At 70.9% G+C, this 23,183-nt stretch carries 20 protein-coding genes and 2 pseudogenes; 14 read left to right on the top strand and 8 right to left on the bottom strand.

Features of this window, described 5'->3' with window-relative positions:
- Window positions 1-109: 109 nt before the first annotated feature.
- From ACFYX4_RS15275 to ACFYX4_RS15260, 4 genes and pseudogenes are all read left to right on the top strand, one after another.
- Window positions 110-1,606, top strand: coding sequence for a glycoside hydrolase family 6 protein (locus tag ACFYX4_RS15275; protein ID WP_389331881.1), 1,497 nt, complete (start codon window positions 110-112; stop codon window positions 1,604-1,606).
- Window positions 1,607-1,619: 13 nt separating this feature from the next.
- Window positions 1,620-2,084, top strand: a pseudogene (locus tag ACFYX4_RS15270) (HIT family protein); the annotation flags it as partial.
- Window positions 2,085-2,138: 54 nt separating this feature from the next.
- Entirely contained in the window at window positions 2,139-2,510 is a 372-nt protein-coding gene (locus ACFYX4_RS15265; protein WP_389332992.1) for a VOC family protein, read from the top strand.
- A gap of 217 nt (window positions 2,511-2,727) precedes the next feature.
- Window positions 2,728-3,228, top strand: a complete 501-nt coding sequence (locus tag ACFYX4_RS15260; protein ID WP_389331878.1) for a GNAT family N-acetyltransferase — start codon at window positions 2,728-2,730, stop codon at window positions 3,226-3,228.
- Window positions 3,229-3,237: 9 nt separating this feature from the next.
- On the opposite strand, the gene ACFYX4_RS15255 is transcribed toward ACFYX4_RS15260, so the two are convergent.
- Window positions 3,238-3,654, bottom strand: a complete 417-nt coding sequence (locus ACFYX4_RS15255) for an ATP-binding protein (RefSeq protein ID WP_389331875.1) — start codon at window positions 3,652-3,654, stop codon at window positions 3,238-3,240.
- 163 nt (window positions 3,655-3,817) lie between these two features.
- Between ACFYX4_RS15255 and ACFYX4_RS15250 the strand changes: the two genes are divergently transcribed.
- The 6 genes from ACFYX4_RS15250 to ACFYX4_RS15225 all read left to right on the top strand — a co-directional run bounded on the left by ACFYX4_RS15250 (window position 3,818) and on the right by ACFYX4_RS15225 (window position 8,627).
- Complete coding sequence (locus ACFYX4_RS15250) at window positions 3,818-5,059, top strand: aminotransferase class V-fold PLP-dependent enzyme (protein WP_389331872.1); 1,242 nt, start codon at window positions 3,818-3,820, stop codon at window positions 5,057-5,059.
- Window positions 5,060-5,120: 61 nt separating this feature from the next.
- Window positions 5,121-5,915 carry an MEDS domain-containing protein gene (locus ACFYX4_RS15245; protein ID WP_389331869.1) on the top strand — a complete coding sequence of 265 codons (795 nt, stop codon included), beginning with the start codon at window positions 5,121-5,123 and terminating at the stop codon, window positions 5,913-5,915.
- On the top strand, window positions 5,912-6,868 hold the full coding sequence (locus ACFYX4_RS15240; RefSeq protein WP_389331866.1) for an anti-sigma factor RsbA family regulatory protein: 957 nt from the start codon (window positions 5,912-5,914) through the stop codon (window positions 6,866-6,868). The genes ACFYX4_RS15245 and ACFYX4_RS15240 overlap by 4 nt, the downstream gene beginning before the upstream one ends.
- A gap of 106 nt (window positions 6,869-6,974) precedes the next feature.
- Window positions 6,975-7,958: an alpha/beta fold hydrolase gene (locus tag ACFYX4_RS15235; protein WP_389331864.1), complete on the top strand. Its 984-nt coding sequence runs from the start codon at window positions 6,975-6,977 to the stop codon at window positions 7,956-7,958.
- A gap of 82 nt (window positions 7,959-8,040) precedes the next feature.
- On the top strand, window positions 8,041-8,265 hold the full coding sequence (locus tag ACFYX4_RS15230) for a DUF2945 domain-containing protein (RefSeq protein ID WP_389331861.1): 225 nt from the start codon (window positions 8,041-8,043) through the stop codon (window positions 8,263-8,265).
- Window positions 8,262-8,627: a DUF3140 domain-containing protein gene (locus tag ACFYX4_RS15225; RefSeq protein ID WP_389331859.1), complete on the top strand. Its 366-nt coding sequence runs from the start codon at window positions 8,262-8,264 to the stop codon at window positions 8,625-8,627. The genes ACFYX4_RS15230 and ACFYX4_RS15225 overlap by 4 nt, the downstream gene beginning before the upstream one ends.
- Before the next feature lie 90 nt (window positions 8,628-8,717).
- On the opposite strand, the gene ACFYX4_RS15220 is transcribed toward ACFYX4_RS15225, so the two are convergent.
- The 4 genes from ACFYX4_RS15220 to ACFYX4_RS15205 form a co-directional block, all read right to left on the bottom strand.
- Window positions 8,718-10,436: a multicopper oxidase family protein gene (locus ACFYX4_RS15220; protein WP_389331856.1), complete on the bottom strand. Its 1,719-nt coding sequence runs from the start codon at window positions 10,434-10,436 to the stop codon at window positions 8,718-8,720.
- A gap of 229 nt (window positions 10,437-10,665) precedes the next feature.
- The gene (glpK, locus tag ACFYX4_RS15215) at window positions 10,666-12,183 is read right to left on the bottom strand and encodes a glycerol kinase GlpK (protein WP_389331853.1); all 1,518 of its coding nucleotides are present in this window, start codon (window positions 12,181-12,183) and stop codon (window positions 10,666-10,668) included.
- Between the two features lie 71 nt (window positions 12,184-12,254).
- Window positions 12,255-13,100 (bottom strand): MIP/aquaporin family protein, encoded by an 846-nt coding sequence (locus ACFYX4_RS15210; RefSeq protein ID WP_389331850.1) that lies wholly within the window; start codon window positions 13,098-13,100, stop codon window positions 12,255-12,257.
- Between the two features lie 176 nt (window positions 13,101-13,276).
- Window positions 13,277-13,750, bottom strand: coding sequence for a DUF6924 domain-containing protein (locus ACFYX4_RS15205; RefSeq protein WP_389331847.1), 474 nt, complete (start codon window positions 13,748-13,750; stop codon window positions 13,277-13,279).
- A gap of 42 nt (window positions 13,751-13,792) precedes the next feature.
- On the opposite strand from ACFYX4_RS15205, the pseudogene ACFYX4_RS15200 reads away from it, so the two are divergent.
- Both ACFYX4_RS15200 and ACFYX4_RS15195 read left to right on the top strand, forming a co-directional pair.
- Window positions 13,793-14,082: pseudogene (locus ACFYX4_RS15200) on the top strand (hypothetical protein).
- A gap of 320 nt (window positions 14,083-14,402) precedes the next feature.
- On the top strand, window positions 14,403-14,615 hold the full coding sequence (locus ACFYX4_RS15195; protein ID WP_389331844.1) for a hypothetical protein: 213 nt from the start codon (window positions 14,403-14,405) through the stop codon (window positions 14,613-14,615).
- A 7-nt stretch (window positions 14,616-14,622) separates the two neighbouring features.
- Here the strand turns inward: ACFYX4_RS15195 and ACFYX4_RS15190 are convergent, their stop codons facing one another.
- From ACFYX4_RS15190 to ACFYX4_RS15180, 3 genes are all read right to left on the bottom strand, one after another.
- Window positions 14,623-16,125, bottom strand: coding sequence for a family 43 glycosylhydrolase (locus tag ACFYX4_RS15190; RefSeq protein ID WP_389331841.1), 1,503 nt, complete (start codon window positions 16,123-16,125; stop codon window positions 14,623-14,625).
- On the bottom strand, window positions 16,122-19,382 hold the full coding sequence (locus ACFYX4_RS15185) for a discoidin domain-containing protein (RefSeq protein WP_389331838.1): 3,261 nt from the start codon (window positions 19,380-19,382) through the stop codon (window positions 16,122-16,124). Before ACFYX4_RS15185 ends, ACFYX4_RS15190 begins: the two co-directional genes overlap by 4 nt.
- Window positions 19,383-19,564: 182 nt before the next feature.
- Window positions 19,565-20,593, bottom strand: a complete 1,029-nt coding sequence (locus ACFYX4_RS15180) for a LacI family DNA-binding transcriptional regulator (RefSeq protein ID WP_389331835.1) — start codon at window positions 20,591-20,593, stop codon at window positions 19,565-19,567.
- Window positions 20,594-20,795: 202 nt separating this feature from the next.
- On the opposite strand from ACFYX4_RS15180, the gene ACFYX4_RS15175 reads away from it, so the two are divergent.
- Together ACFYX4_RS15175 and ACFYX4_RS15170 are read left to right on the top strand one after the other, a co-directional pair.
- Window positions 20,796-22,121, top strand: a complete 1,326-nt coding sequence (locus ACFYX4_RS15175; protein WP_389331832.1) for an ABC transporter substrate-binding protein — start codon at window positions 20,796-20,798, stop codon at window positions 22,119-22,121.
- An 85-nt stretch (window positions 22,122-22,206) separates the two neighbouring features.
- Window positions 22,207-23,172 carry a carbohydrate ABC transporter permease gene (locus tag ACFYX4_RS15170; protein ID WP_389331829.1) on the top strand — a complete coding sequence of 322 codons (966 nt, stop codon included), beginning with the start codon at window positions 22,207-22,209 and terminating at the stop codon, window positions 23,170-23,172.
- Window positions 23,173-23,183: the final 11 nt, after the last annotated feature.

The following is a 23,183-nucleotide window of genomic DNA, read 5'->3' as shown; positions in this document are numbered from 1 at the left end:
TCGAGATCGACGACGTGTACTCCCCTCGCCGTGTTCGACCGGCCCCGCGCCGGCCGACGGAACGAGGATTCCTGACCTCATGCGTGTGATGTCGCAACCGTTGGTGAGTGTGTCCGCAGCGGTCCTGGCCGCCACCCTGTCAGGAGCCGCCGTCCCCTCGGCGGGCCCGGCGTCGACGGCCCGTGCGGCGGAACCCGCCCCGGAACCCACCCCCATATACGGGGAGTTGGCGAAGAACGGCACCTTCGCCTCGGGCGTCGCCGACTGGTGGAACTCCGCGAACACCTCCCTGGCCCCGGCCGACGGAGCCCTGCGGGCCACCGTGGCCGCCGGGACGGCCGACCCGTGGGACGCGGTGATCGGACAGGACGGCGTCGAACTGCGCGATGGGGTCGCGTACACCCTGTCCTTCGACGCGCGGTCCTCGGCGGCGGCCCGCGTCAGGGCCACCGTGCAGATGGGGGCCGCCCCCTTCACCGCGCCGCTGGACCGGACCGTGAGCCTCGGGACCCAACCCCAGCGGTTCAGCTGGACGTTCACCTCCGGCATCCGCACCACGGGCCAGATCACCTTCCAGCTCGGCGGCCAACAGGCAGCGACGGACGTCGTGTTGGACAACGTCTCGCTGACCACCTCCACCGCCCGCGAAGGGTTTTACAACGACCCGAAGAACAACGCCGCCGCCTGGGCCGACGCGAACCCGCTGGACGGCCGGGCCGCGAAGGTCAGGGCGGCGATCGGCGACCACAACACCGTGAAGTGGTACGGCGATTGGGACGCCGACGGCAACCCCGCGACCGACATCGAGGCGGAGGTGAACGACTACGTCGGCGCCGCCGCCGCGAAGGGCCGGCTGCCGGTGCTGGTGGCGTACGACATCCCCGGCCGGGACTGCGGCGGGGCCTCCTCGGGCGGCGCGGGATCCGCGGAGCAGTACAAGGCGTGGATCTCGAAGTTCGCCCGGGGCATCGCGGGGCGTCCGGCGATCGTCGTCCTCGAGCCCGACGCGGTGGCCCAGGCGGCCGACGAGGCCTGTATGAGGGGCGGCGCGGAGGCACGCTTCGACATGCTCTGGTACGCCAACCAACGCCTCGCGGAACAGGGCGAGTTCGTCCGCACCTACCTGGACGCCGGCAACGCGGCCTGGACCCTCGGGGACGCCGGGACCGGAGCCGGCGGGATCGGTCTGCCGAAGATGGCCGAACTCCTCAACCGCTCCGGAGCCGCGATCGCCGGCGGAGTCTCGGTCAACGTCTCCAACTTCGACTCCACCGACGTCTCCAACGACTACGCCCGCCGCCTGGCCGACCGGCTCCGGGCCGACTTCGGTGTCACCGTCCGCTGGGTGATCGACACCTCCCGCAACGGCAACGGCGGTTACGTCACCCCCGGGGTCCCCGCCAGCGGCCACGTCGGCTTCTGCAACCCCGCCGCCCGCAAACTCGGAGCGACCTCCCGCACCGGCGAGGGCGGCGCGGAGTACCTCCTGTGGATCAAGAACCCGGGCGACTCGGACGGCAACGACCCCACCCACTGCCCGCAGGACTCCCCGAGGGCGGGCACGTTCTCCCCGACCCTGGCCGAAGCCCTGATCGACGGCCGCTGACGGAGACACGACCATGGCCGAAGACTGGCGGAACGACCGCATCACCAGCGCCCTCCGCGGAGCCAACCCCACAGTGCTGCGCAGGCTGGAGTCCGGCTTCGCCGTGATCGGGGACGTGCAGTTCCTGCCGGGCTACTGCGTGCTCCTCACGGACGATCCCGGGGTGCGGCGGCTGTCGGAGCTGCCCAGAAGCAGACGGCTCGCCTTCCTGTCCGACATGGACAGGCTCGGCGAGGCCGTCGAACGCGCCTGCGCACGCCTGGATCCGGCGTTCCGACGCGTCAACCTGGAGATCCTCGGCAACACCGACCCGTTCCTCCACGCACACGTATGGCCCCGCTACGCCTGGGAACCACCGGAACTGCTGGGCCGACCGGTATGGCTCTACCCCCGTGAACGATGGACCGACACCCACGACACCCTCGGCCCACGCCACGACCCCCTACGCCGCACGATCACAGAAGAACTCAACCGACTGACCCCACCCGAACTCACCCCACCCACGTCGGCCCGGACCGACAAGGACCTGAGCATGCGGCTGACAGCGATCACGCTGGACTGCCCCGACCCGCCGGCGCTGGCCGCCTTCTACCAGCAGGCCACCGGGCTCCGGCTCCACGACGCGTCCGGCGCCGACTTCGCCGGGCTCGTCGGGGAGGAGGGCGGCCTGCTCATCGGGTTCCAACGGGTCGACGCCTACGTGCCTCCGCGCCGGCCCGACCAGAGCGTGCCGCAGCAGATGCATCTCGACTTCGCGGTCGAAGATCTCGACGACGCCGAGGCGCGGCTGACGGAGCTGGGCGCGGGCCGGCCGGAGCGGCAGCCGGGAGGCGACCGCTGGCGGGTTCTCACCGACCCGGCCGGCCACCCCTTCTGCCTGACCAGGGAGCGAGCGGATGGGTGAGGAGCCGTTGGACAGTCGGGTGTGGGGGCTCTGGGAGGGGTTGGCTGGGGTGTCGGTGGCTGCGGATGTGCGGGGTGGGGGTGTTGTGGTTGGTGTTTCGGCGGGGTCGCGGGTGGGGCCCGTGGGGTGGGTGGGCATTGTCAGGGTGGGGGGTGGGGTGATCGTCACGGTGCCTGATGAGGCGCGGGCCCGGCTCGTTCGGCGGGGGGTGGCCGGGATGGCCGTCGAGGATCTGGTGCGGGCCGACGCCGTCGTGGCGCGGTTGCCTGTCGTCGAGGTGCTCGGGCCCGCTGTTCTCGCCTATCTCCCGGCGGACGGCTTCCGGCCGGTCAAGGCCCGGGTCGCGGCGGTTCCGGCGGGGCACGGCGGCATCCGTGCGCTCATGGAGGCCGCGGGCCCCGACGACGTTGCGGAGAGCGGGGTCGGTGACATCGACTCGCCGGTGTTCGTCGTACGGGACGGGGCCGACGTCGTGGCCGCCGCCGGGTACGAGAGGTGGCCGGCGTCCACCGCACACATGTGCGTACTGACCGATCCGCGCCACCGCGGACGCGGTCTGGCGCGGCAGGCGGCCTCCGCCGCCGTGAGCCACGCCCTCGCGGCCGGTCTGCTGCCCCAGTGGCGGGCCCGCCCGCAGGCGTCCCGTCGCGTGGCTCGGGCGCTCGGCTTTCGCGAGTGGGGCGCCCAGCTCAGCGTCCGCCTCGACGCCGTCGAGTGAGCCGCCACGTCACGACGCGGCGGACGACGACGGCCGGAAGCACGCGGTCACCGTCTTGCCGTGCGGACAGGGCCGCGTCTCCCAGCTGTCCGCGAGCGCGTCCACCAGCATCATGCCGCGTCCGCCGACGCGTTCCGTGCTGGGCGGCCGAGGACTCGGCAGGTCCGGCGAGGAGTCGTGGACGGCGATGTGCAGACACCGGCTGTCCCACGTCATGACGAGCTGAGCGCTGCTGCGCGCATGCCGGTGCGCGTTGGTGACCAGCTCGGAGACGGCGAGCAGGACGGAGTCCACGGTCTCCGGATCACTGCCGGTCCAGCCCAGCGTGTCGAGATGCCTGCGGGCCCAGTCACGGGCCTCCTTGACGGAACTGTCGATGGGCAGAGCGCGGGCCCAGCCCACTGCCCGCACCGCTGATCGGTCCACGGTGTCGCCTCCCTAGGTCGGTGCCGCTGGATCAGCGTCTACCCTGCGGGAGCGCGGTGAAGCGGGGCAGCCGGTCGCACGGCCGAACACGCCCCCGCCGCCTGGGTATCGTGATCCCGCGCCGAAGACCTCCTGGCCTGCGGCGGTCCCCGACAGGAGCCATGTGACCGAGATCGACACCCGCACCGCGCCCCACGCCCTGCTCCTGCCCGACGGGCGGCCCGCCGCGCTCGCCTGGACCCTCGACCCCGGCATGCTGCACCTCAACCACGGCTCCTTCGGCGCGGTCCCCCGAGCGGCACAGGAACGGCAGAACGCGCTGCGCGCCGAGATGGAACGCGCGCCCGTCAAGTGGTTCCCGGAACTCCCCGCCCGCGTCGTCGCCGCCCGCGCCGCCGTCGCCCGCCACCTGGGCGTCGACGCCGGCGACCTGGCCCTCGTCCCGAACGCCAGCGCCGGCGCGAGCGTCGTGTACGCGGCGCTCACCGCGCGCCCCGGCGGCGACGTCGTCGTCACCGATCACGGCTACGGAGCCGTCACCATGGGCGCGGAGCGGCTCGCCCGCCGCCGGGGCGGCCGGGTGCGCACCGCGAGGGTGCCGCTCGCCGCCGACGTCGGGCAGGCGTACGAGGCGGTCATGGCCGAGGTCGACGACGACGTGGCGCTGATCGTCCTCGACCAGATCACCTCCGCGACGGCCCGCCGGATGCCCGTGGAACGCGTCGGAGCCGAAGCGGCCCGCCGCGGCATACCCCTGCTCGTGGACGGAGCGCACGCCCCCGGCCTCCTCGCCGCGCCCTTGGAGGGACTGCGGTGCGACGCCTGGGTCGGCAACCTGCACAAGTGGGGCTGCGCCCCGCGCGGCACGGCGGCCCTCGTCGCCCGGGGAGCGCTGCGCGCGGAACTCCACCCGCCGATCGACTCCTGGAACGCCCGCGAGCCCTTCCCCGAGCGCTTCGACCAGCAGGGCACCCTCGACGTCACGAGCTGGTTGGCCGCGCCCACCGCGCTGGACCTCGTCGACCGCGCCTGGGGCTGGGACACGGCCCGCCGCTACATGGACGACCTGGCCGACTACGGCGCACACGTCGTCGGAGCCGCCCTCGGCGCACCCGGGAGCCACGGCTCCGCGACGGCCGACGTCGGCATGCCCGTACCGGGAATGCGCCTGGTCCCGCTGCCGGAAGGACTGGGGGCCACCCGGATCGAGGCCGACGCCCTGCGCGACCGGGCGGTCGCCGAACTGGACGCCGAGACCGCCTTCACCAGCTTCGCGGGCGCCGGATACCTGCGCCTGTCCGCCCACGTGTACAACACCCCCGCCGACTACGAGGAGTTCGCCGAGCGCTGTGCGCCGGTCGTCCTCGGGTGGGCGGCCGAGGCCCGCGCCGGGCGGGCGTCCTGACCAGCCCCGACAGCCGGGGCAAGAGGCTTATAAGGTGAAGACGTGACTGAGGGGAGCACCGGTGAGAGCGGCGCGTAGCCTGGCCACGCTGGACGAGGTGGAGAGCGGCGACCACGTCTGCCAGCTCCTGGAGCCGGCCGAGACCGCGGGGGAGCGCAGCCGTGCCTTCGTCGCCGACGGCGCGCTCTTCGGCGACAAGGTCGTGATCGTCGGACCCGACGGCGGCACCGCCCGGGACCTCGCCGACGCGCCGGCCCCCGTCGTGCTCGACCCGGCCCGGCTGGAGGGCTCCCTGCTGGCCGCGGTGCGCCGCGAGGCGGCCAGCGCCGGACGCGAGGGCTTCCGCGCCCTGCGCATCCTGCGCCATGTCACCGCCGACCGCGCCGGGGCCCGCCCCGGCAGCATGCTCCAGAGCGAACTGGACCTGGAGGAGTTCGCCGCGGACAGCGGAGCCATGGTGCTGTGCACCTACCGCCCCGCCGACTGGGACCCGCCCACCCTTGATCAAGTCAGGTGTGTGCATCCGCACCACGTGGGCAGCCGACCCGCAGCACCCGAGTTCCGGGTGTACAGGACCGGAGAGGGACACTGGACGGTGACAGGGGTCATCGACTCAGCGGGTGCCGCGGCGTTCGGCGCGGTGCTGCGCCATCTCGTCGCCCACGTCCCGGTCGTGCGCCTGATGTGCCACGAGCTGGAGTTCTTCGACGCGGCGGGCATGAGCGCACTGGCCGACGCCGCCCGGTACCTGCCGGACCGCCAGGTGATCATCGAGGGGGCCAACGAGACCGTGCGGCTGTGCTGGGAGCTTTCGGGGTTCGCCGCACCGGAGGTGCCGGTGGTGATCGCGCCATGACCAGCTCTTCCACCGAGGCCGCCCCGGGCGCGCGCACCGGGTACCGGCATGAGCTGTACCCGTACCGGGGCCGCGAGGCGTTCCTGGACGGCACGCTCGGCTTCATCCGCGAGGCGCTCGACGGCGACGAGGCCGTGGTCGTGGCCGTCCCGCACGACAAGGTGTCGCTGCTGCGCGCCGAACTCCCCGAGCTGTCGACGGTCCGCTTCGTCGACACCGACTCCGTCGCCCACCACCCCGGGCGGCTCATCCCCGCCTGGCAGCGATGGATCCACGAGCACGCCTCCGACGGCCGCCCGGTGCGGGGCATCGGCGAGTCCAGCTGGGACGAGGCGCGCAGCCTGGCCGAGGTCCGGGAACTGCGCTACCACGAGTGGCTCCTCAACAAGGCCTTCGCCGCCAGCCCCGCCTGGTGGCTGCTGTGCCCCTACGACACCGACGGCCGGCACGCCGACCTGAAGGCGATGTCCCGCTGCCACCCCGAGCTGCGCCGGGACGGCCGTACCCACCCCAGCGACGGCTACGACGCGGAGGCCGCGTTCCCGTTCGAGGCACTGGGCGACCCCTGCGACCCGTTCGACGAACTGCGCTACGAGCAGGGCGACCTCGCCGCGGTGCGCGCCAAGATCGCCGAGTGCGCCGAGCGGAACGAGCTGGGCGGGGTGCGGCTGCGCGAACTGAGCATCGCCGCCACGGAGATCGCCGCCAACAGCATCAAGCACGGCGGCGGCCGGGGAGTGCTGCGTACCTGGGTCGACGAGGACCGCATGATCTGCGAGTTCCAGGACCGCGGCCATATCGCCGAACCCCTCACCGGCCGGTTGCAGCCCGACGCCTCCCAGGTCGGCGGGCGCGGCCTGTGGCTCGCCCACCAGCTCTGCGACCTGGTGGAGATCCGCTCCACCCGAGAGGACGGCACGACCGTGCGTCTGCACACCGCGCTGCGCGACTGAGGAGCCGCCGGCCGCGCGCATGAGGTGCCGCCGGCCGGTCCCGGGCGCGGGAAACACCGGGGCGGCCTCCCGTGACAGTGAGGGCGCGGTCCGCGTTAAACCGCGTATGAACGAGCCCCTGAACGGCGAGACGTCACCGATCCCCAGCACACCCGCCGGTCCACGGCCTGCCCACCGCAGCGCGACGCGGCCGGGGCTGCCGGCGGTGGCCGGGCGGGTCCGGGAGCACTGGTCGGAGTTCGAGGGGTTCAAGTTCGTCTGCCGGATCGCTGAGTCGTCCGCGACGGCCACCGAACCCGTCGTCGTCATCGGCGGCATGATGCAGGACCGCAACTCCTGGGCCAACTACGAGAGACTCCTGCGCGAGCACACCTCGCTGGTGACCGTCGAACTCCCCGGCTTCGGATCGGCCGACGCCCTGCCCGACGCCTACGGCTACGACTTCCTCGCCGCGGCCCTGCGCCATCTGCTGGAGGACCTGGACATCGGAGCCGCCAACCTGCTGGGCACCTGTTACGGCGGGGCGATCGCGCTGCGCTGCGCCCAGCGGTACCCGCACCGTGTGGCGCGGCTCCTGCTCGGGGCGATGACCGCCCGACTCCCGCAGGACTACCTGCGGATGATCCCGGTGTGGCGGGCGATGGCGGCGGAGGGCCGGCGCGAGGAGCTCGCCGACAGCCTGTTGTCGACGTTCGTGACGCCGCCCGACCGCCGTATCCGCCGGCACACGGTGATCTGGCGGATGCTGAGCCACCAGTTCCGCACCCAGAGCGAGGACTCCCTGCTCAAGGCCTGCGACCACAACCTGCGCATGACCCGGCACGAGTGGTACGTGCCGGAGCCGCTCCGCGTCCCGGCGTTGGTCTACACCGGCGAGCACGACCACCTCACCACGCCGGACCTCGGCCGCCGACTGGCCGGTGAACTGGCCGCCCCCTTCGCCACGTTCCGGGACGCCGACCACATGTTCACCCTGGAACAGGACGTGGCCCACGCCGACCTCATCGTCCGGTTCTGCACCGGCCGGCCGCTGACGGACCTGCCCTACCTCCAGCACCTGGAGCACCCGGCCGACGCCATGCCTGTCTAGCTGCTGGTGTCGGAGGTGCGGCCCGGGGCGGCGGCCCGCAGGGTGGAGGGAAGGGCGTCACACCAGGGTGAGGAGCGCCGTCATGGCGAAGGGCCGCAAGAAGCAGCCGTCCAAGGGCGACAAGGTCGCCTGGAGCACGCACGGCACCGAGACCACGGGGACCGTGGAGAAGAAGATCACCGACCGGACCGAGGCCGCCGGCCGGACCGTCGACGCCTCACCGGACGATCCCCAGTACGAGGTGCGCAGCGACAAGTCGGGCCGCTCGGCCGTGCACAAGCCGTCCGCGCTCAAGAAGAAGAAGTGAGCGCCGTGCCGTCCGACGACGACCGGCGCGAGACCTGGGACTCCTTCCGCGAGCTCGTCAACATGACGCCCGCCGAACTGGAGAAGTGGCTGGCCTCCGAGGAGTCGAGGTCGGCCGGTCAGCGCGAAGGCGGCGGCGAGTCCACCGGCCACGCCTCGGGCCGCAGGATCGTCGGCATCCTGCGCACGAAGAAGGGCGACCTGTCCGACGCGGACTACGCCCATATGCGCAAGGTGATCGGCTACATCCGCCGCCACTCCGCGCAGCGGCCCTCGGCCGGCGTCGAGGACTCGCGCTGGCGGCACTCGCTGATGAACTGGGGCCACGACCCGCTGGCCGAGGCGTCCCGGCGGTCCGGCTGACACGGGGGAGGGCCGGTGCGACCGGCCCTCCCGCGTCCGGCGGCGGCGCTCGTCAGGCGCATCGCCGGCCCGCTCCCTCGCGGACGGCCGTCACCTGCGGTAACCGATGTTGGTCATCATCCCGGACTCCGAGTGGTACTGGTTGTGGCAGTGCAGCATCCACAGCCCCGGATTGTCGGCGTTGAAGTCGAAGACGAGCTTGCGGTGCGGCAGCACCAGCGCGGTGTCCTTGCGCGCCCCGGCCGAGTCGATGCCGGTGAGGGCGAAGGTGTGGCCGTGCAGATGCACGGGGTGCCACATGTCGGTGGCGTTGACGACGGTCACCCGGACCCGTTCCCCCTCGCGGACCGGGTGGCGCTGTTCGACGGAGTACCGCTGGTGGTCGATGCTCCAGTCCCACTTCGCCATGCTTCCGGTCAGCCGGAAGCGCAGCTCGCGGTCGGGTTCGCGCTCGCAGAAGGCCACCGACTCGTGCGGCACGAGCCGTCTGGCCGGCACGACCTTGCCGTCCAGTTCGTCGGGGTGCACGGAGGGCCCGGGGGCCCGCCCGCCGCCGGTGCGCAGCACGGCCAGCGCGCGGGCGTTCTTGCCCTCGGCCAGCGCGACCAGCGGGAACACCCCGTCCTTGGCGGTGACCAGGACGTCGTAGCGTTCGGCCATGCCCAACAGCAGCGCGTCCGTCTTCTTGTGCTCCACGGGGTAGCCGTCGGTGTGGGTCACCGTCATCGTGTGGCCGCCGAGCGCCACCCGGAACGCCGTGTCGCCGCCGGCGTTGATGATCCGCAGCCGGATGCGGTCGCCGGGGCGGGCCCGGAACACCGAAGGGGCCTGCGGCAGACGGCCGTTGACGAGGTAGTACGGGTAGTCGACGTGGCCGCCCTCGCTGCGCAGCGTGCGGCTGCGGGAGTGCCGCAGGATGCGGGACGGCCCGGACGGTCCGTCCTGCCGTGCGGCCGCGCCGTGGTGGGTGCCGTTGTGCGTGCCGTTGTGCGTGCTGTGGTGAGGGAGGTCCTCGCCCATGTCCATCGGCGCGATCTTGCCGCCGCCGAGCCGCGAGAGCACGTCGTCGGGGGTGGAGCCGCCCACGCCGTCCAGCCAGTCGTCCAGGACGACGACCCACTCCTTGTCGTAGGACAACGGCTCCTTGGGGTCCTCGACGATCAGCGGGGCGTACAGCCCGCGGTCGAGCTGCATGCCCGAGTGGGAGTGCAGCCAGTACGTCCCCGGGTGCGACACGGCGAAGCGGTAGTGGAAGTCCGCGCCGGGCCTGATCGAGTACTGGGTCAGCCCCGGCACGCCGTCCATGTCGCAGCGCAGCCGCAGACCGTGCGAGTGCAGTGTCGTCGCCTCGGGGAGGTGGTTGGCGAGCGTGATGGCGAGCATGTCGCCGGAGGCGATCCGGATCTCCCGGCCGGGCAGTGTGTCGCCGTACGCCCATGACTTGACCGTTCGCCCGCCCAGGTCGAGGGAGGTCTCGATGGCGGTCAGCGCGACCTTGCGGACGGGGCCGGAGCCGCGGGCCGCCTCGGCGGCGAGCACCTCGGGATCGGACGGGTTCACATAGCCCCGGGGCCCCTTGGGGACGAAGCCGCCGCCGTGACCGCCGGTGGCGGCTCCTTCCCCCGCGCGGGAGCCGGCCTTGGAGGGCGAGCCGGACGCCGAGGGGTGGTCGGCCCCGGGGCGGGGGCCGGACGCCGACCGGGAGCCGGGCGGGGAGTCGGGGCCGGTCCCGGAGCAGCCGGCCAGGGCTCCCGAGCCGGCGGCCGCGATCGATGCACCGAGCACGGTGCGCCGCGTATGTGTGTGCATGACCAAATAACACATGTCTTATAGTCATATTTGGGTGAACCGGGGCGGCGTGTCCGGCCGTCAGTGCACGGCGAAGCGCCTAGAAGCGCGGCCGCACGGAAGGACCGGACGGGCGTCGGACTGACGCCGGACGGACGCGGGACGGACGTCGGACGGACGCGGGACTGGCGAAACCGCCGCTCACCGGGAGCGGCGGTTTCGGCATCGGCCTCCTGACCCGGTTCCGGCGCTACTCGACCTTGGCCCAGTCGAGGGTGCGCTCCACCGCCTTCTTCCAGTCCGCGTAGCCCTCCGCCCGCCGTTCGTCGGACCACTGCGGCTCCCACCGCTCGGACTCCTGCCAGTGGGTCCGCAGTTCGTCGGTGTCCCGCCAGAAACCGGTGGCGAGCCCCGCCGCGTAGGCGGCCCCGAGCGCGGTGGTCTCGGCGACGACGGGACGGCTCACCGGTACGCCGAGCACATCGGCCTGGATCTGCATGCACAGGTCGTTGGCCGTCACGCCGCCGTCGACCTTGAGCACGTCGAGATGGACCCCGGAGTCCTGCTCCATGGCCTCGACGACGTCGCGGCTCTGGTAGCAGATGGACTCCAGCGTCGCCCGCGCGAGATGACCGTTGTCGTTGTACCGCGCGAGGCCCACGATCGCGCCGCGCGCGTCGGAACGCCAGTACGGGGCGAACAGGCCCGAGAACGCCGGCACGAAGTACACGCCGCCGTTGTCCTCGACCGTGCGCGCCAGGCTCTCGCTCTCCGCCGCGTTGCTGATGATCTTCAGCTGGTCGCGCAGCCACTGCACCGCCGACCCGGTCACGGCGATGGAGCCCTCCAGCGCGTAGACGGCCGGGCTGTCGCCGAACTGGTACGCCACCGTGGTCAGCAGCCCGTGCTGCGAACGCACCAGCTCCGTACCGGTGTTGAGGACGAGGAAGTTGCCGGTGCCGTAGGTGTTCTTCGCCTCGCCCGGCGCGTAGCAGACCTGTCCGACCGTGGCCGCCTGCTGGTCGCCGAGCACGCCGGTGATGGGGATGGCGGCCCGCAACGGCCGGGAGCTGCGGGTGACGCCGTATGCCTCGGCGTGGGAGGAGGGCTTGATGGTGGGCAGCATCTCCCGGGGGATCCCGAAGAAGCCCAGCAGCTCGTCGTCCCAGTCGAGGGTCTCCAGGTCCATCAGCATGGTGCGGCTGGCGTTGGTCACGTCGGTGGCGTGGATGCCGCCGTCGGGACCGCCGGTCAGGTTCCACAGGACCCAGGCGTCCGTGTTGCCGAACAGGGCGTGTCCCTGCTGCGCGGCCTCGCGGACGCCGTCGACGTTCTCCAGGATCCACTGGATCTTGCCCCCGGAGAAGTACGTCGCCGGCGGCAGGCCCGCCTTGCGGCGGATGACGTCGCCCTTGCCCGAGCGTTCCAGGGCGGCGGCGATGGAGTCGGTGCGGGTGTCCTGCCAGACGATCGCGTTGTAGTAGGGGCGCCCGTTGCGCGGGTCCCACACCACGGTGGTCTCCCGCTGGTTGGTGATGCCGATCGCCGCGAGGTCCTCCGGTGACAGGTTCCCGTGCCGCAGGGCGTTCTGGATCACCGAGTTGGTGCGTTCCCAGATCTCCACCGGATCGTGCTCGACCCAGCCGGACTGCGGGAGGATCTGGGCGTGCTCCAGTTGGTGCTTCGCCACCTCGTTGCCGGAGTGGTCGAAGATCATGAATCGGGTGCTGGTGGTCCCTTGGTCCACCGCGCCCACGAAGTCAGCCATGGATTACCGCCTCTGTTGCGGGGATCAGCACCTCACGGGTGCGGGGGATCGGTCCTCGGACGCCGGGACCTTCACTCCTCGGGCGTGGGGACACGGCCGGGGGGCTCCGGCTCCGCCGTCGGCAGGAACCGGCCGACCAGGAACTTGTACAGACCCGCGCCGAGCACGCCGCCGATCAGCGGGGCGATGATCGGCACCCAGAAGTACAGATTCCCGTACTGATCTCGCCATGCGGTGCCGTAGCCCGTGATGAAGCTGGCCAGTCTGGGTCCGAAGTCACGCGCCGGGTTGATCGCGTAGCCCGCGTTGGTGCCCCAGGCCATGCCGATCGCGACGACGACCAGACCGATGATGAACGGCGCCAGGTTCGCGCCGGGGGGCGTGTTCAGCAGGTCCGTGATGGCCAGGATCAGCAGCAGCAGGATCGCGGTGCCGATGATCTGGTCGCGGAACGCGCCCCACTCGTGGACCGGCAGGTTCGGGTTGCCGTTCGCGGGGAGCGTGGAGAAGACGCCCTGGGTCTTGATGGTGTGCCCGGGGTCGGCCTTCGCCAGCGCCTCGGTGTAGTTCCAGCGCACGATCAGCGCCGCGACGAAGGCTCCGGCCGTCTGGGCCAGCGCGTAGGGCGCCACCTTGTTCCACGGGAACCCTTTGAACGTGGCCAGCGCGACCGTCACCGCAGGATTGAGGTGGGCGCCGCTCAGCCGCGCCGCGACGTACACGCCCAGGGTGACGCCGATGCCCCAGGCCCAGGCGATGCTGTCGTGGTCCCCGAGCCCGCCCGGCGGCGTCGTCAGGGCACCGCCGGCGACGACCTGCGCGACCACGCCGCAACCGAAGAGAATAAGAATCATGGTGCCGGCGAATTCGGCCGACAATTCGCCGATCAACCCCGATTTTTTGAATCGCTCAGCCATGGAAGCCCGCTTCCCGCCGGTTCCTCACCGGCTTTCGAGTGCCCGAGCTCTCACCAGATCAGCATAAGGCGATCATGAAGTGAGCGCAGATCACACGAGAAGGTTCGCTTTTCCAGCACAGGGCATAGAATGCGCACGCATTCGAATTCCGCGCGCGCTGCCTTCACCGCCGGCGATCACTGTCGAAAGACCCCCTCAGAATCATCACCGGCCCCGGCCGCGTACTCCTCGAAGCCCAGATTGCCGATGCTCAGATTCGCGTAGACGCCATGGACCCCGGCGGGGACGGTGCGGAAGTCACGACCGAACTCGATCAGTTGCGCGTAGTCCTCGTCGTCCTCGCAGTCCTCCCGCGTCAGCGTGGTGACCGCGAGCAGCGGATGGATCGCCGACCGCATGGTCGTACGGTCGGCGATGAAGACGACGGACACGTCGTCGTCGGCACGGACGGCGGCCAGCACCTCGTCGACCGTCGCCCCGGACCAGACCGGATCATCAACGAAATGAACATCCGCGTCATACGGCTTGTCCCCCCACGGCTGCATCAACGCCGTCACCACCGCCCGCCAGGCCTGATCGTCCTCGAAGTCGGTCCTGACGACCAGAGCGTCGAACTCGTTACGGCCGGTGACGGCGGGCAGCGCTCTCACGTGCGGGGTCCTCTGCTGGGCGGCGGCGGTACGTTCCTCAGCATGGCTGATGAATGTTTCGGGGATCCACGGTTGGCTGCGATCTACGATCCGCTCGATCCCGATCGCGGTGATCTCGACGCGTACGTGGCGATGGTGGAGGAGTTCGGGGCCACGAGTGTGCTGGACATCGGGTGCGGGAGGAGGTGTTGACGTCCGAGTCGACCCTCCGGTTTCGGGAACGGGCCGAGGTCGAGCGGCACTTGGTCGCGGAGGGGTATGTGGTGGACGGCGTTCGGGGTGCTCCGGATCGGCCGGGGAAGGAGTTCGTGTTCGTGGCTCGGCGTCCCTGAGGGTGGTGATTTGTCACTCGTGTCGGTGATCGTTCGGGGTGTGTGGGTGGAGTTGGGGGTGTTGGCGGCAGGGTGGGGGGATGCGTTGGTCGGTTCGGTTTGTCGTTGTGTTGGTTTTGGGTTTTCTGGTCGGGGGGTGTGTCGCCGTGCCTCGTGGTGAGCCGGGGCCCGATCCGCGGGTCGCTGAGGTTGAGGCTCGTACGGCCTCGGCCGTGCCGGTGCCGGTGCCGGTGGGGAGGCAGCCTGACGGGCGGGCCTCGCTCGTCGACACCGGGAGTGCGGCGCCCGGCCCCGTTCGCGCGCCCCGGCCGCGGAGAAGCGTGCGTGCCGTCGCTCCGCGGCCGCCGGCCGCGCCGCCCCGGGTGCGGCAGCAGCGGACCGCCGCACCGGGGGCGGCCCGGCCCCGGGCCGGTTCGGCGCGTACCGCGGCGCCGCCGTACGCCGGGTACGACCTGCGCACCGTGTGCGGATGGTCGCACCAGGCGCCCGTGTCGCCGTCCGTGCGGCAGCTCTGCGACACCTACGTCCGCTGAGTGAGCGCTACTCGCCCGACGGGGCCGTCAGCGGCACGCCCAGCGCCACCGGCGTGCCGAAGTTCGGTGTGCCGTCGGCGTTCCAGGTGAACTTCTGCGCCCTGGTCGAGCGGTTCATGTCGCAGCCTCCGCCCGCGGAGCTGTTGGCGTGGTAGACCATCCAGTCCTCCGTCCCGTCCGGCGACTTGAAGAAGCCGTTGTGGCCGGGGCCGTACACACCGCTCGCGTTGGACCGTTGGAACACCGGGTTCGGGGACTTCACCCAGGACGAGGAGTTGAGCGGGTCACCGCCGTTGTAGGTGAGCATGCCCAGCTTGTAGTCGGGCGTCGAGCAGTGGCTCGCCGAGTAGACGATGAACGTCCTGCCGCCCCGCTGGAGCACCTCCGCGCCCTCGTTGACCGCGCCGCCCACCGTCTCCCAGCCGTAAGTCGGGGTGGACAGCACCCGCCTGGTGCCGCTCGCGGTCCACGGGTTGGACAGCGGCCGGATGAACATCGGCTGCGAGCCGTTGTAGAAGGTGCCCAACAGGTATAGCTGCCCGTTGAGTTGAAGGATGCCCGGGTCCAGCTCCCAGGTGTTGTCCTGGGTCGGGTCGAGCAGATCGGCCTTGAAGGTGTAGGGGCCCATCGGGTCGAGCCCGGCGCTCTCCAGCACATGGATCCGCTGGGTGCCCAGGTCGAACGGCTCGCGTCCGGCGGTGTAGTAGAAGTACCAGCGCTTGCCGTTCGGACCGTCGAGCAGATGGAACTCGGGGGCCCACATGGTGCCGGCCCCGTTGGGCCGGGTCAGGTTGAAGAGCACCTGCTCGGTCGCCGTGGAAAGCCCCCCGAGCGTACGGGACTTGCGCATGGTGATCGTCGAGTTCCACGTCGTGGTGGCGAGGTAGTAGTACCCGTCGTGGTACGTCAGCCAGGGATCGGGGCCGCGCTGGGCGAGCGGGTTGGTGAACGTGCCGGGAGTCGTGCCGCCGCCGGTGAAGGAGGGCAGCCGCCACACCCTCCCGTTCGCCGCGGAGCACGGCAGCTGCACCAGGTTCGTGTTCGAGGACGACGAACCCCCGCTCGGCGAAACGCACTTGCCGGAAGCCACGGAGACCAGGTTGAAGGTCTTGTCCGTACCCGTCACCGACACCGGCTGGAGCCGCCACTGCTGGTTCGTCGCACCGTGGCAGGGCCACTGGATGATCGCCGCGTTGTCGGCGGCAGAAGCGCCGCTGACGTCGACGCACTGGCCGGACGAGGTGGTGATCGTGTACGTGTCGCCGGACCCCGAGAGCGGGGTGAAGGCGAGGTTCTGCTGTGCGCCGCCGCCGCAGTTCAGGGCGCGCAGCTGCGTTCCGTTGGCCGTCGAACTCCCGGGCAGGTCGAGGCAGTTGCCGCCGTTCTGGTTCACCGCCGTGGAGGTGAAGTTCAAGGCAGCCACAGCGGCGGCGGGCCGCGGTGCCGTCAGGGCGGTGACCGCGAGGGCCACCGAGGCGATGAGCGCGGAGAGGTTTCGGGTGTGCGTCACGGGCCGTACACCTTCGCTTCCAGGAGGCCGACGGAGTTCGTGCCGTTGCTCGTGAGCAGCACCCGCAGCCGCGTGGTGTTCGTCGCGGTGAAGGTGACGCTGTTGTACTGGTTCTTGGCCAGGGGATAGCCGCTCGCGCCGGGCACGTCGACGTAGGCGCTGCCGTTCCAGTACTGGAGCTTCCAGGAGGCGGGCATGTCGATGCCCTGGTCGTCGTCGAAGAAGTACACCTCCGCCCGGTCGAGGGTCCGCGCCGAAGGCCAGGTCAGCTCGGCCCACTGCCGGCCGCTCTCCGGCCAGGTCCCCCAACGGGAGTTGACGGTGTCGTTGGACGACGGCGGGTCGACCCCGTCGTTGACCGCGGTGACGTTCTCCCAGGGTGAGGTGTACGAGGCGGACGCCGTCGCGGAGGCCGCCTGGTTGGCGGGCGGCTGCACACCGCCCCGGTTGAAGATCTTCACCTCGGTGAGACCCGTCTTCGCCGCCGACGCGTTGGTGGCCAGGACCCGCACCCGTTGGGCGTTGACCGCCGGGAACCGCACCAGGTTGTAGTTGGCCCGCGGCGCCGACGGACTCTTGGCCTGGCCGGGCACGTTCACCCAGGAACTGCCGTTGTAGTACTGGATGGTGTACGCCGACGGGGCCCGGTAGACGGCGCTCGCCGGGCGGCTGTCCTTGAAGTGCAGACGCACCTCGTTGAACGTGCGGGCGGCGCCGAGGTTCAGCTCGTACCAGTCCTGGCTGTTGGGAGACCCGCCGGCGCCCCAGAACGGCTCGTTGGTGGGGTAGCCGTCGACCGCGCCGGCGGCCGTGCTGCCGGATCCGGTGTGGGAGGCGGAAACCGTCGCCCCGGAGGCCAGGTTGGTCAGGTCGGCGGTCAGGTCGACGCCGGCCTTGGCGAGCAGGTCGACCATGCGGGGGCTGTTCTGCACGACCTGGTGCGGGGCCTTGAGGCCGGGGGCGGCGGCGCGGTGGGTGACCGTGCCGCTGGTGGTGACGTCACCGGTGGCCGGGTCCCAGGTGAGCGGCACCAGCGAGCCGACGGTGGCGACGCGGTTGCCGTTGACGTAGACCGAGTAGCCCTCCGGGACGCCGGGGTAGCGCACCACGCCGTCGGCCGGGTCGTCCCACACGATGGACAGATCCGCGCCCCGGTAGCGGAGGTTGTTGACGGTGAAGTGACTCCAGCCGATGTCGATCGGGGACAGCTCGACCTTGGCGTCGCTGCGGGGCCGCAGACCGGCGACGTCCTCGATCACGGTCCAGTTGCTGCTGCCGAGGATGTTGTGATGGATCCAGGAGCGGTAGTCGATGCCGCTGCCGTTCCAGTCGGCCCAGAACTCGTTGGCGTCGGGCCACTGGGTGTTGCCGCCGACGTACTGCGCCCAGACGTTCCAGTACAGGAGCTTCTTGTAGTCGGTCGCGGTCATCCAGGAGTTGGGGTAGTTGCGCAGCACCGAGGAGTAAAGCCGGAACTGCACGGTGGAGTTGATGGTGGAGAAGTTGTTGGAGCCCGGCTCCCCGGCGTCGGCCGCCGCCTTCTTGTCGACCTGGTTGGCCGTGTAGAAGGGGAAGACGGGGTACTGCGCCGGGTCGTCGTACAGCCGCAACGCCTGTTTGTACGTCGCGGTGTTGGGCACCGCGCCGACGGAGAACGGGTAGTAGTTGTTGATCTCCTTCCACGGCACCCATTCGTTGGTCGACTTCAGCCGGTGCTCGAAGAGCTGGCGGTTCGGGTTCCACAAAACGTCGACGATGGCGTTCTTGATCTGGGTGGCGAGGGTGCGCATCTCGGTGGCCTTGGCGGTGTTGCCGGTCGCCTCGTAGGCCTGCGCGGCGGCGAGCGCCCCGCTGTACTGGTAGGCGGACTCGGCGCGGTCCATGCCGCCCGGCTTCCAGTGGAAGGAGACGGCATCGGCGTCGTTGCCGGTCAGCGCGCCCCAGTCGTACTCGATCAGCTTGTTGTCGTCCCGGTCGTAGTAGGAGAGTTGGCCCTTCACGTCGCCTTCGGCGTAGTGGGCCAGGCTGCCCGCGATCGACGGCTGTCCGCCATGGATCTGGTAGCTCTTCCAGGCCGCCTCGGCGATGTACTGCGTGTAGCTGTTGGACCAGTTCTCCGGATCGCCCGGGTTGTCGAGGAAGCGGCCGCCCTTGGAGGTCTGGCCGACGCCGATCCAGTCGCCGTACGCGTAGGCCGGGTTGCGCAGGTACTTGAGGTCGTCGATGTGCATGGGCTGGGTGAGCGCGATCGCGTTGTTGTAGCCGAGGACGCCCTCGGTCGACGTCGGGAACTGGTAGGTCTGCCCGGGGATGTCGGCGTCGAGGCTGTTGAAGCGCATCAGCCACCAGCGGTAGTAGACGTTCTTCTTGATCGCGGGCTCGGGCACGTCGATGTAGGGCACGTTCTCCGCCCACCACCGGTTGTAGGCCCGCACATGCGTGGCGAAGGCCGTCGCCGCCGAGTAGCCCGCGTAGGCGTTGTACTCGGTGAGCGACTCGGGGATCTCGTCGGTGACGAAGCCCATCACCACCTTGGCGGTCACCGTGGCGCCGGCCGCGACCGTCACGGACCGGTTCAGCCCGCCGCTCGACGCCGTGAACCCGTCACCCGTCAGCCGCGGCCGGATGGTGGTGAGGTTGTTGTACGCGTTCACCTGCCCCGTCAGCTCGCTGCCGGACCCGGCCGTGGCGTACGGCGACGTCGCCCGCAGTTGCAGCGTGGTGGAGGCGCTGCCGTTGTTCTTGACCGACAGGTTGGTCACGGCGACGTTGTTGTCGGTGATGAACTTGGTCTGGGTGACCGTGACCGAGCCGCTGGTGTGCACGCTCTGCCAGTTGCTGGGCGTCTGGCGGCGCTGGGCGACCTGCTCGGTGAAGGAGCCCGGGGTGATCGCGACCGTGTACGCGTTGTTGTTGCTGATGCTCTCCCAGTAGGCGGCCTGGCCGCCGAAGCCGAGCACCGAGGGGTTGTGGGTCTTCATGAACAGGGCCCGGCCCCGGCTCATCAGCCAGGGGCCCGCCGGGTCGTCGCCGGTACGGGCCAGCAGCCGGTCCATCCAGAAGTCGGTGCCCGCGCTCTCCGCGTCGTAGATGCCGCGCATCATGTCGCCCGGTGTGTAGGCGACGGGCGGTGCCGGCAGGGCCGGGCCGCTGAACGTGGGGAACCCGATGGTCTGCGCGGCATGCGCGGGCGGTGCGGTGAGGAGCGAGCAGAAGGTGAGCAGCAGAGCGATGAGCAGGGCGTGCGGTCTTCTCATCGGAGGCTCCCTGAGGCGGGGTGACGAGAGGAACGGAAACGGACCTGAAAGGTTTTCGCAACGTAGGAGCGCGCTGATGAAGTGTCAAGAGAACGCGAGGAGAGCCCTGTTGGAGGAGGAGGCGAGAGCCCTGTCGGGGCAGGGGACGAGCGCCCTGTCGGGGGAGGGGACGGCGGGACGGTTCAGGACAGCGGCGCCGTCGATCCCCGGATGGCCACCCGGCACCGCACGGTCTCCACACCCGAGCGGCGGGCCCCGCCGATCGCCGCGAACAGCGCCTGCGCCGCCGCCCGGCCGACCTGCTCCAGGTTCATGTCGACGCTGGTCAGCGGGGGCCGGGAGGAGGTGGTCAGCACCTGCCAGTTGTCGAAGCCCATCACCGCCACGTCCTCCGGCATCCGCAGCCCGCGCTCGCGCAGGACGTCCATCACCCCGCGGGCGATCTGGTCGCTGCCGCACAGCACCGCGTCCACCTCGGGGTGCCGGTCGAGCAGCAGCGCCGTGGCCGCCCGCCCCCACCCCTCCGACCAGGCTCCGAACCGCGGTTCGCCGACCGTCGCCAGTCCGGCGTCGGCGAGCGCGGCCCGCGCGCCCTCGGCCCGGTCGTGCGCCGCCGCGTATCCCGGGTCGCCGGTGATGTGCGCGATCCTGGTCCGCCCGCAGGCCAGCAGATGCTCCACCGCGATCCGGCCGGCGTCCACGCTGTCCGGCACGATCGACAGGTCCTGCGGATCCTCGGACGGCGCGTACGCGTAGACCACGGGCACCGGCAGCTCACGGCCCAGGGACGGGCGGGGATCGGTGCGGCTGCCCACCACGATGAGCCCGTCGACCCGGCGCCCGAGCAGGGCGCGGACGTGGTGCTGCTCGCGGATCGCGTCGCCGCGCGCGTCGCAGAGGAAGACCGCGACCTCGCCCGCTCCGAAGGCGTCCTCGGCGCCCATGAGGATCGGGATGCTGAACCGGCCCTCCAGGTCGCTGGTGAGCAGCCCCACCGTGCCCGAGCGGCCCACGAGCAGCCCGCGCGCCAGCTGGTTGGGCCGGAACGACAGCCGCTCGGCAGCGTCGATCACCCGCTGCCGGGTCTCGGCGCGCACCTGGCTGCGGCCGTTGAGCGCCTTGGAGGCGGTGGCGACGGACACGCCGGCCAGCCGGGCGACGTCGCTGAGCGTGGCGGGATGCGAACGAGCGGGGCCGGCGGCCTGTGCCATGGGGATCTCCTGTCACGCGTCGCGTGCGTAAGTCGCGTGCGTAAACGGTACGCGAGAAGTTTCGGTGCGGGTGGCCGGATGGGATTTCACGGCTTTCGGCGATGCTCGAGAAGACCGTGTGTGCAAGGGGATTGACGGGCAGTGAGCTGAGACCTAGCTTTCAGAAAGCCTTTTCGGTTCATTTCTGTCGAGGGGGATCGTCATGCGGAGCACGACCGGATCACGAGGACAGACACACCGACTCGTCACGGGCGCGATCGCGTTGCTCACCGCCGCCGGCCTCGTCACGGCCTGCGGTTCGGGCGACGGCGGCTCGGACGACGGACGAAAGGGAGGCGGGGGCGCGGCGGCGACGGCCACGGGCGTCGACGACGGGACCAAGCTGACGATGTGGACGCGTGCGGCCACCAGACCGCAGAGCGAGGCCCTCGTCAAGGCGTACAACGCGGGCCACAAGAACAAGATCGAGCTCACCGTCATCCCCACCGACGACTACCAGGCCAAGGTCGGCGCGGCCGCCGGCTCGCGCGACCTGCCCGACCTCTTCGCCTCCGACGTCGTGTTCGTCCCCAACTACACCTCCAGCGGGCTCTTCGCCGACCTCACCGACCGCGTCGACGCGCTGCCCTTCGCCGACAAGCTGGCCCAGTCGCACATCAAGGCCGGAACCCACGACGGCAAGAAGTACGTCGTCCCGCACACCCTGGACCTGTCGGTGCTCTTCTACAACAAGGAGCTCTACCGCAAGGCGAAGCTGGACCCCGGGAAGCCGCCGACCACCCTCGCCGAGTGGGACCGACAGGCACGCGCCGTGGACGCGCTCGGCGGTGACGTCAGCGGCACGTTCTTCGGCGGCAACTGCGGCGGCTGCGGCGTGTTCACCTGGTGGCCGTCCATCTGGGCCGGGGGAGCGGAGGTCCTCAACGAGGAGGGCACCGAGGCGAAGCTCGCCTCCCCCACCGCCAAGAAGGTCTACGACGTCTACCGCGGCTGGGTGAAGGACGACATCGTCGCCGCCGGCGCCCGCGACGAGACCGGCACCACCTGGACCGGGGTCTTCCCCAAGGGCAAGGTCGGCGTGATGCCCATGCCGTCGACCACCCTGGGCCTCATGCCCAAGGACCTCGACCTCGGGGTGGCGGCCATCCCCGGACCCGACGGCGGCAAGTCCACCTTCGTCGGCGGCGACGCCATCGGCGTCTCCGCCACCAGCAAGTCCACCGACCAGGCATGGAACTTCCTCGCCTGGTCCCTGGGCGACGAGGCACAGGTCGACGTGGTCGCCGCGCACAAGGACGTCGTCGCGCGCACCGACCTCGCCGCCAACAAGCACTCCGCCGCCGACCCGCGCCTGGTCACCGTCAACCAGCTGGTGGAGCACGGCCGCACCCCGTACGCGCTGAAGTTCGGACAGACCTTCAACGACCCCAACGGGCCCTGGCTGACCCTGATGCGCAACGCCGTCTTCGGCGACGGGGCCTCCGTGGAGAAGGACGACAAGGCGGTCACCGCGTCGCTCACCGACTGACCGGACAGGTGACCGGAGGTCCAACCGGAGAGCCACCGGACATCCGACCGGAGAGCCACCGGACATCCGACCGGAGAGGAGAGCCATGCAGGTGAAGGCGCCCCACCGCACGGCCGCCGAGCACCGGCCCCCGCCGCACCCGCCGGCCGACCGCGCCCGGCCGCCCACCGCCCGCCGCTGGCGGTCCCGGACCGTCCAGGGCCTCGGCTACGCCGCGCCCACCGCCCTGTTCGTCGCCGTCTTCTTCGTGCTGCCCCTGCTCCTCGTCGGACAGATGTCGCTCAGCGACTGGCCGCTGCTCGCCGGGGACCGGGGCGGCAACGCCCCCGAGAACTACACCGACATCACCGACAGCACCCTGTTCTGGCCGGCCGTCCGCTTCACGCTCCTCTACACCGTGATCGTCACGGTCGTCCTCCTCGGCCTCGCCCTGCTGCTCGCCCTGCTGGTGCAGGAGTCCCGCCCCGGCGCCGGCTTCTTCCGCACGGTGTACTTCCTGCCCGGCGCCCTGGGCCTGGCCTCCGCCTCCCTGCTCTTCTGGGGCCTCTACAGCCCCACCACCGGCCCCCTCAGCCGCACCCTGGAGAAGCTCGGGCTCGTCGACGACCCGGTGTCCTTCCTCGGCACGCCGACCTCCGCCCTGCTGTCGACGGTGTTCCTCGTGGTGTGGAAGTTCGCCGGCTTCTACATGCTGATCCTCCTCGTGGGCCTCCAGCGCATCCCGCACGAGCTGTACGAGGCGGCCCGCATGGACGGCGCGAGCCGCGCCCAGATCTTCCGCTCCGTCACGCTGCCACTGCTCAGGCCCTCACTCGCCCTCTCCCTGCTGCTGTGCGTGACCGGATCGCTCCTCGCCTTCGACCAGTTCTTCGTCCTCACCAAGGGCGGACCCGACAACAGCACCGTCACCGTCGTGCAGTTGATCTACCGCGAGGCCTTCCAGCGGCTGGACCTCGGCACCGCCGCCGCCCTGTCGATCATCGTGCTGGCCGCGCTGCTCCTGCTCAACGTCCTCCAGTTCCGCGGTCTGCGCCGCGCCGACGAGTCTTGACACCCGCCGCC

It is taken from the genome of Streptomyces sp. NPDC002328 (genome assembly GCF_042890065.1).
In the GTDB taxonomy this organism is placed as follows: domain Bacteria; phylum Actinomycetota; class Actinomycetes; order Streptomycetales; family Streptomycetaceae; genus Streptomyces.
The sequence above is the reverse complement of the archived record's forward strand: the minus strand, read 5'-3'. Positions and strand labels throughout refer to the sequence as shown.

Bases quoted from the DNA above. Each gene is read 5' to 3' on its own strand.
- ACFYX4_RS15175 (WP_389331832.1), top strand. From the start codon at position 20,796: ATGCGGAGCACGACCGGATCACGAGGACAGACACACCGACTCGTCACG.
- ACFYX4_RS15220 (WP_389331856.1), bottom strand. From the start codon at position 10,436: ATGCACACACATACGCGGCGCACCGTGCTCGGTGCATCGATCGCGGCC.
- ACFYX4_RS15260 (WP_389331878.1), top strand. From the start codon at position 2,728: ATGGCCGTCGAGGATCTGGTGCGGGCCGACGCCGTCGTGGCGCGGTTG.
- ACFYX4_RS15185 (WP_389331838.1), bottom strand. From the start codon at position 19,382: ATGAGAAGACCGCACGCCCTGCTCATCGCTCTGCTGCTCACCTTCTGC.
- ACFYX4_RS15230 (WP_389331861.1), top strand. From the start codon at position 8,041: ATGGCGAAGGGCCGCAAGAAGCAGCCGTCCAAGGGCGACAAGGTCGCC.
- glpK (WP_389331853.1), bottom strand. From the start codon at position 12,183: ATGGCTGACTTCGTGGGCGCGGTGGACCAAGGGACCACCAGCACCCGA.
- ACFYX4_RS15235 (WP_389331864.1), top strand. From the start codon at position 6,975: ATGAACGAGCCCCTGAACGGCGAGACGTCACCGATCCCCAGCACACCC.
- ACFYX4_RS15240 (WP_389331866.1), top strand. From the start codon at position 5,912: ATGACCAGCTCTTCCACCGAGGCCGCCCCGGGCGCGCGCACCGGGTAC.
- ACFYX4_RS15180 (WP_389331835.1), bottom strand. From the start codon at position 20,593: ATGGCACAGGCCGCCGGCCCCGCTCGTTCGCATCCCGCCACGCTCAGC.
- ACFYX4_RS15265 (WP_389332992.1), top strand. From the start codon at position 2,139: ATGCGGCTGACAGCGATCACGCTGGACTGCCCCGACCCGCCGGCGCTG.
- ACFYX4_RS15210 (WP_389331850.1), bottom strand. From the start codon at position 13,100: ATGGCTGAGCGATTCAAAAAATCGGGGTTGATCGGCGAATTGTCGGCC.
- ACFYX4_RS15170 (WP_389331829.1), top strand. From the start codon at position 22,207: ATGCAGGTGAAGGCGCCCCACCGCACGGCCGCCGAGCACCGGCCCCCG.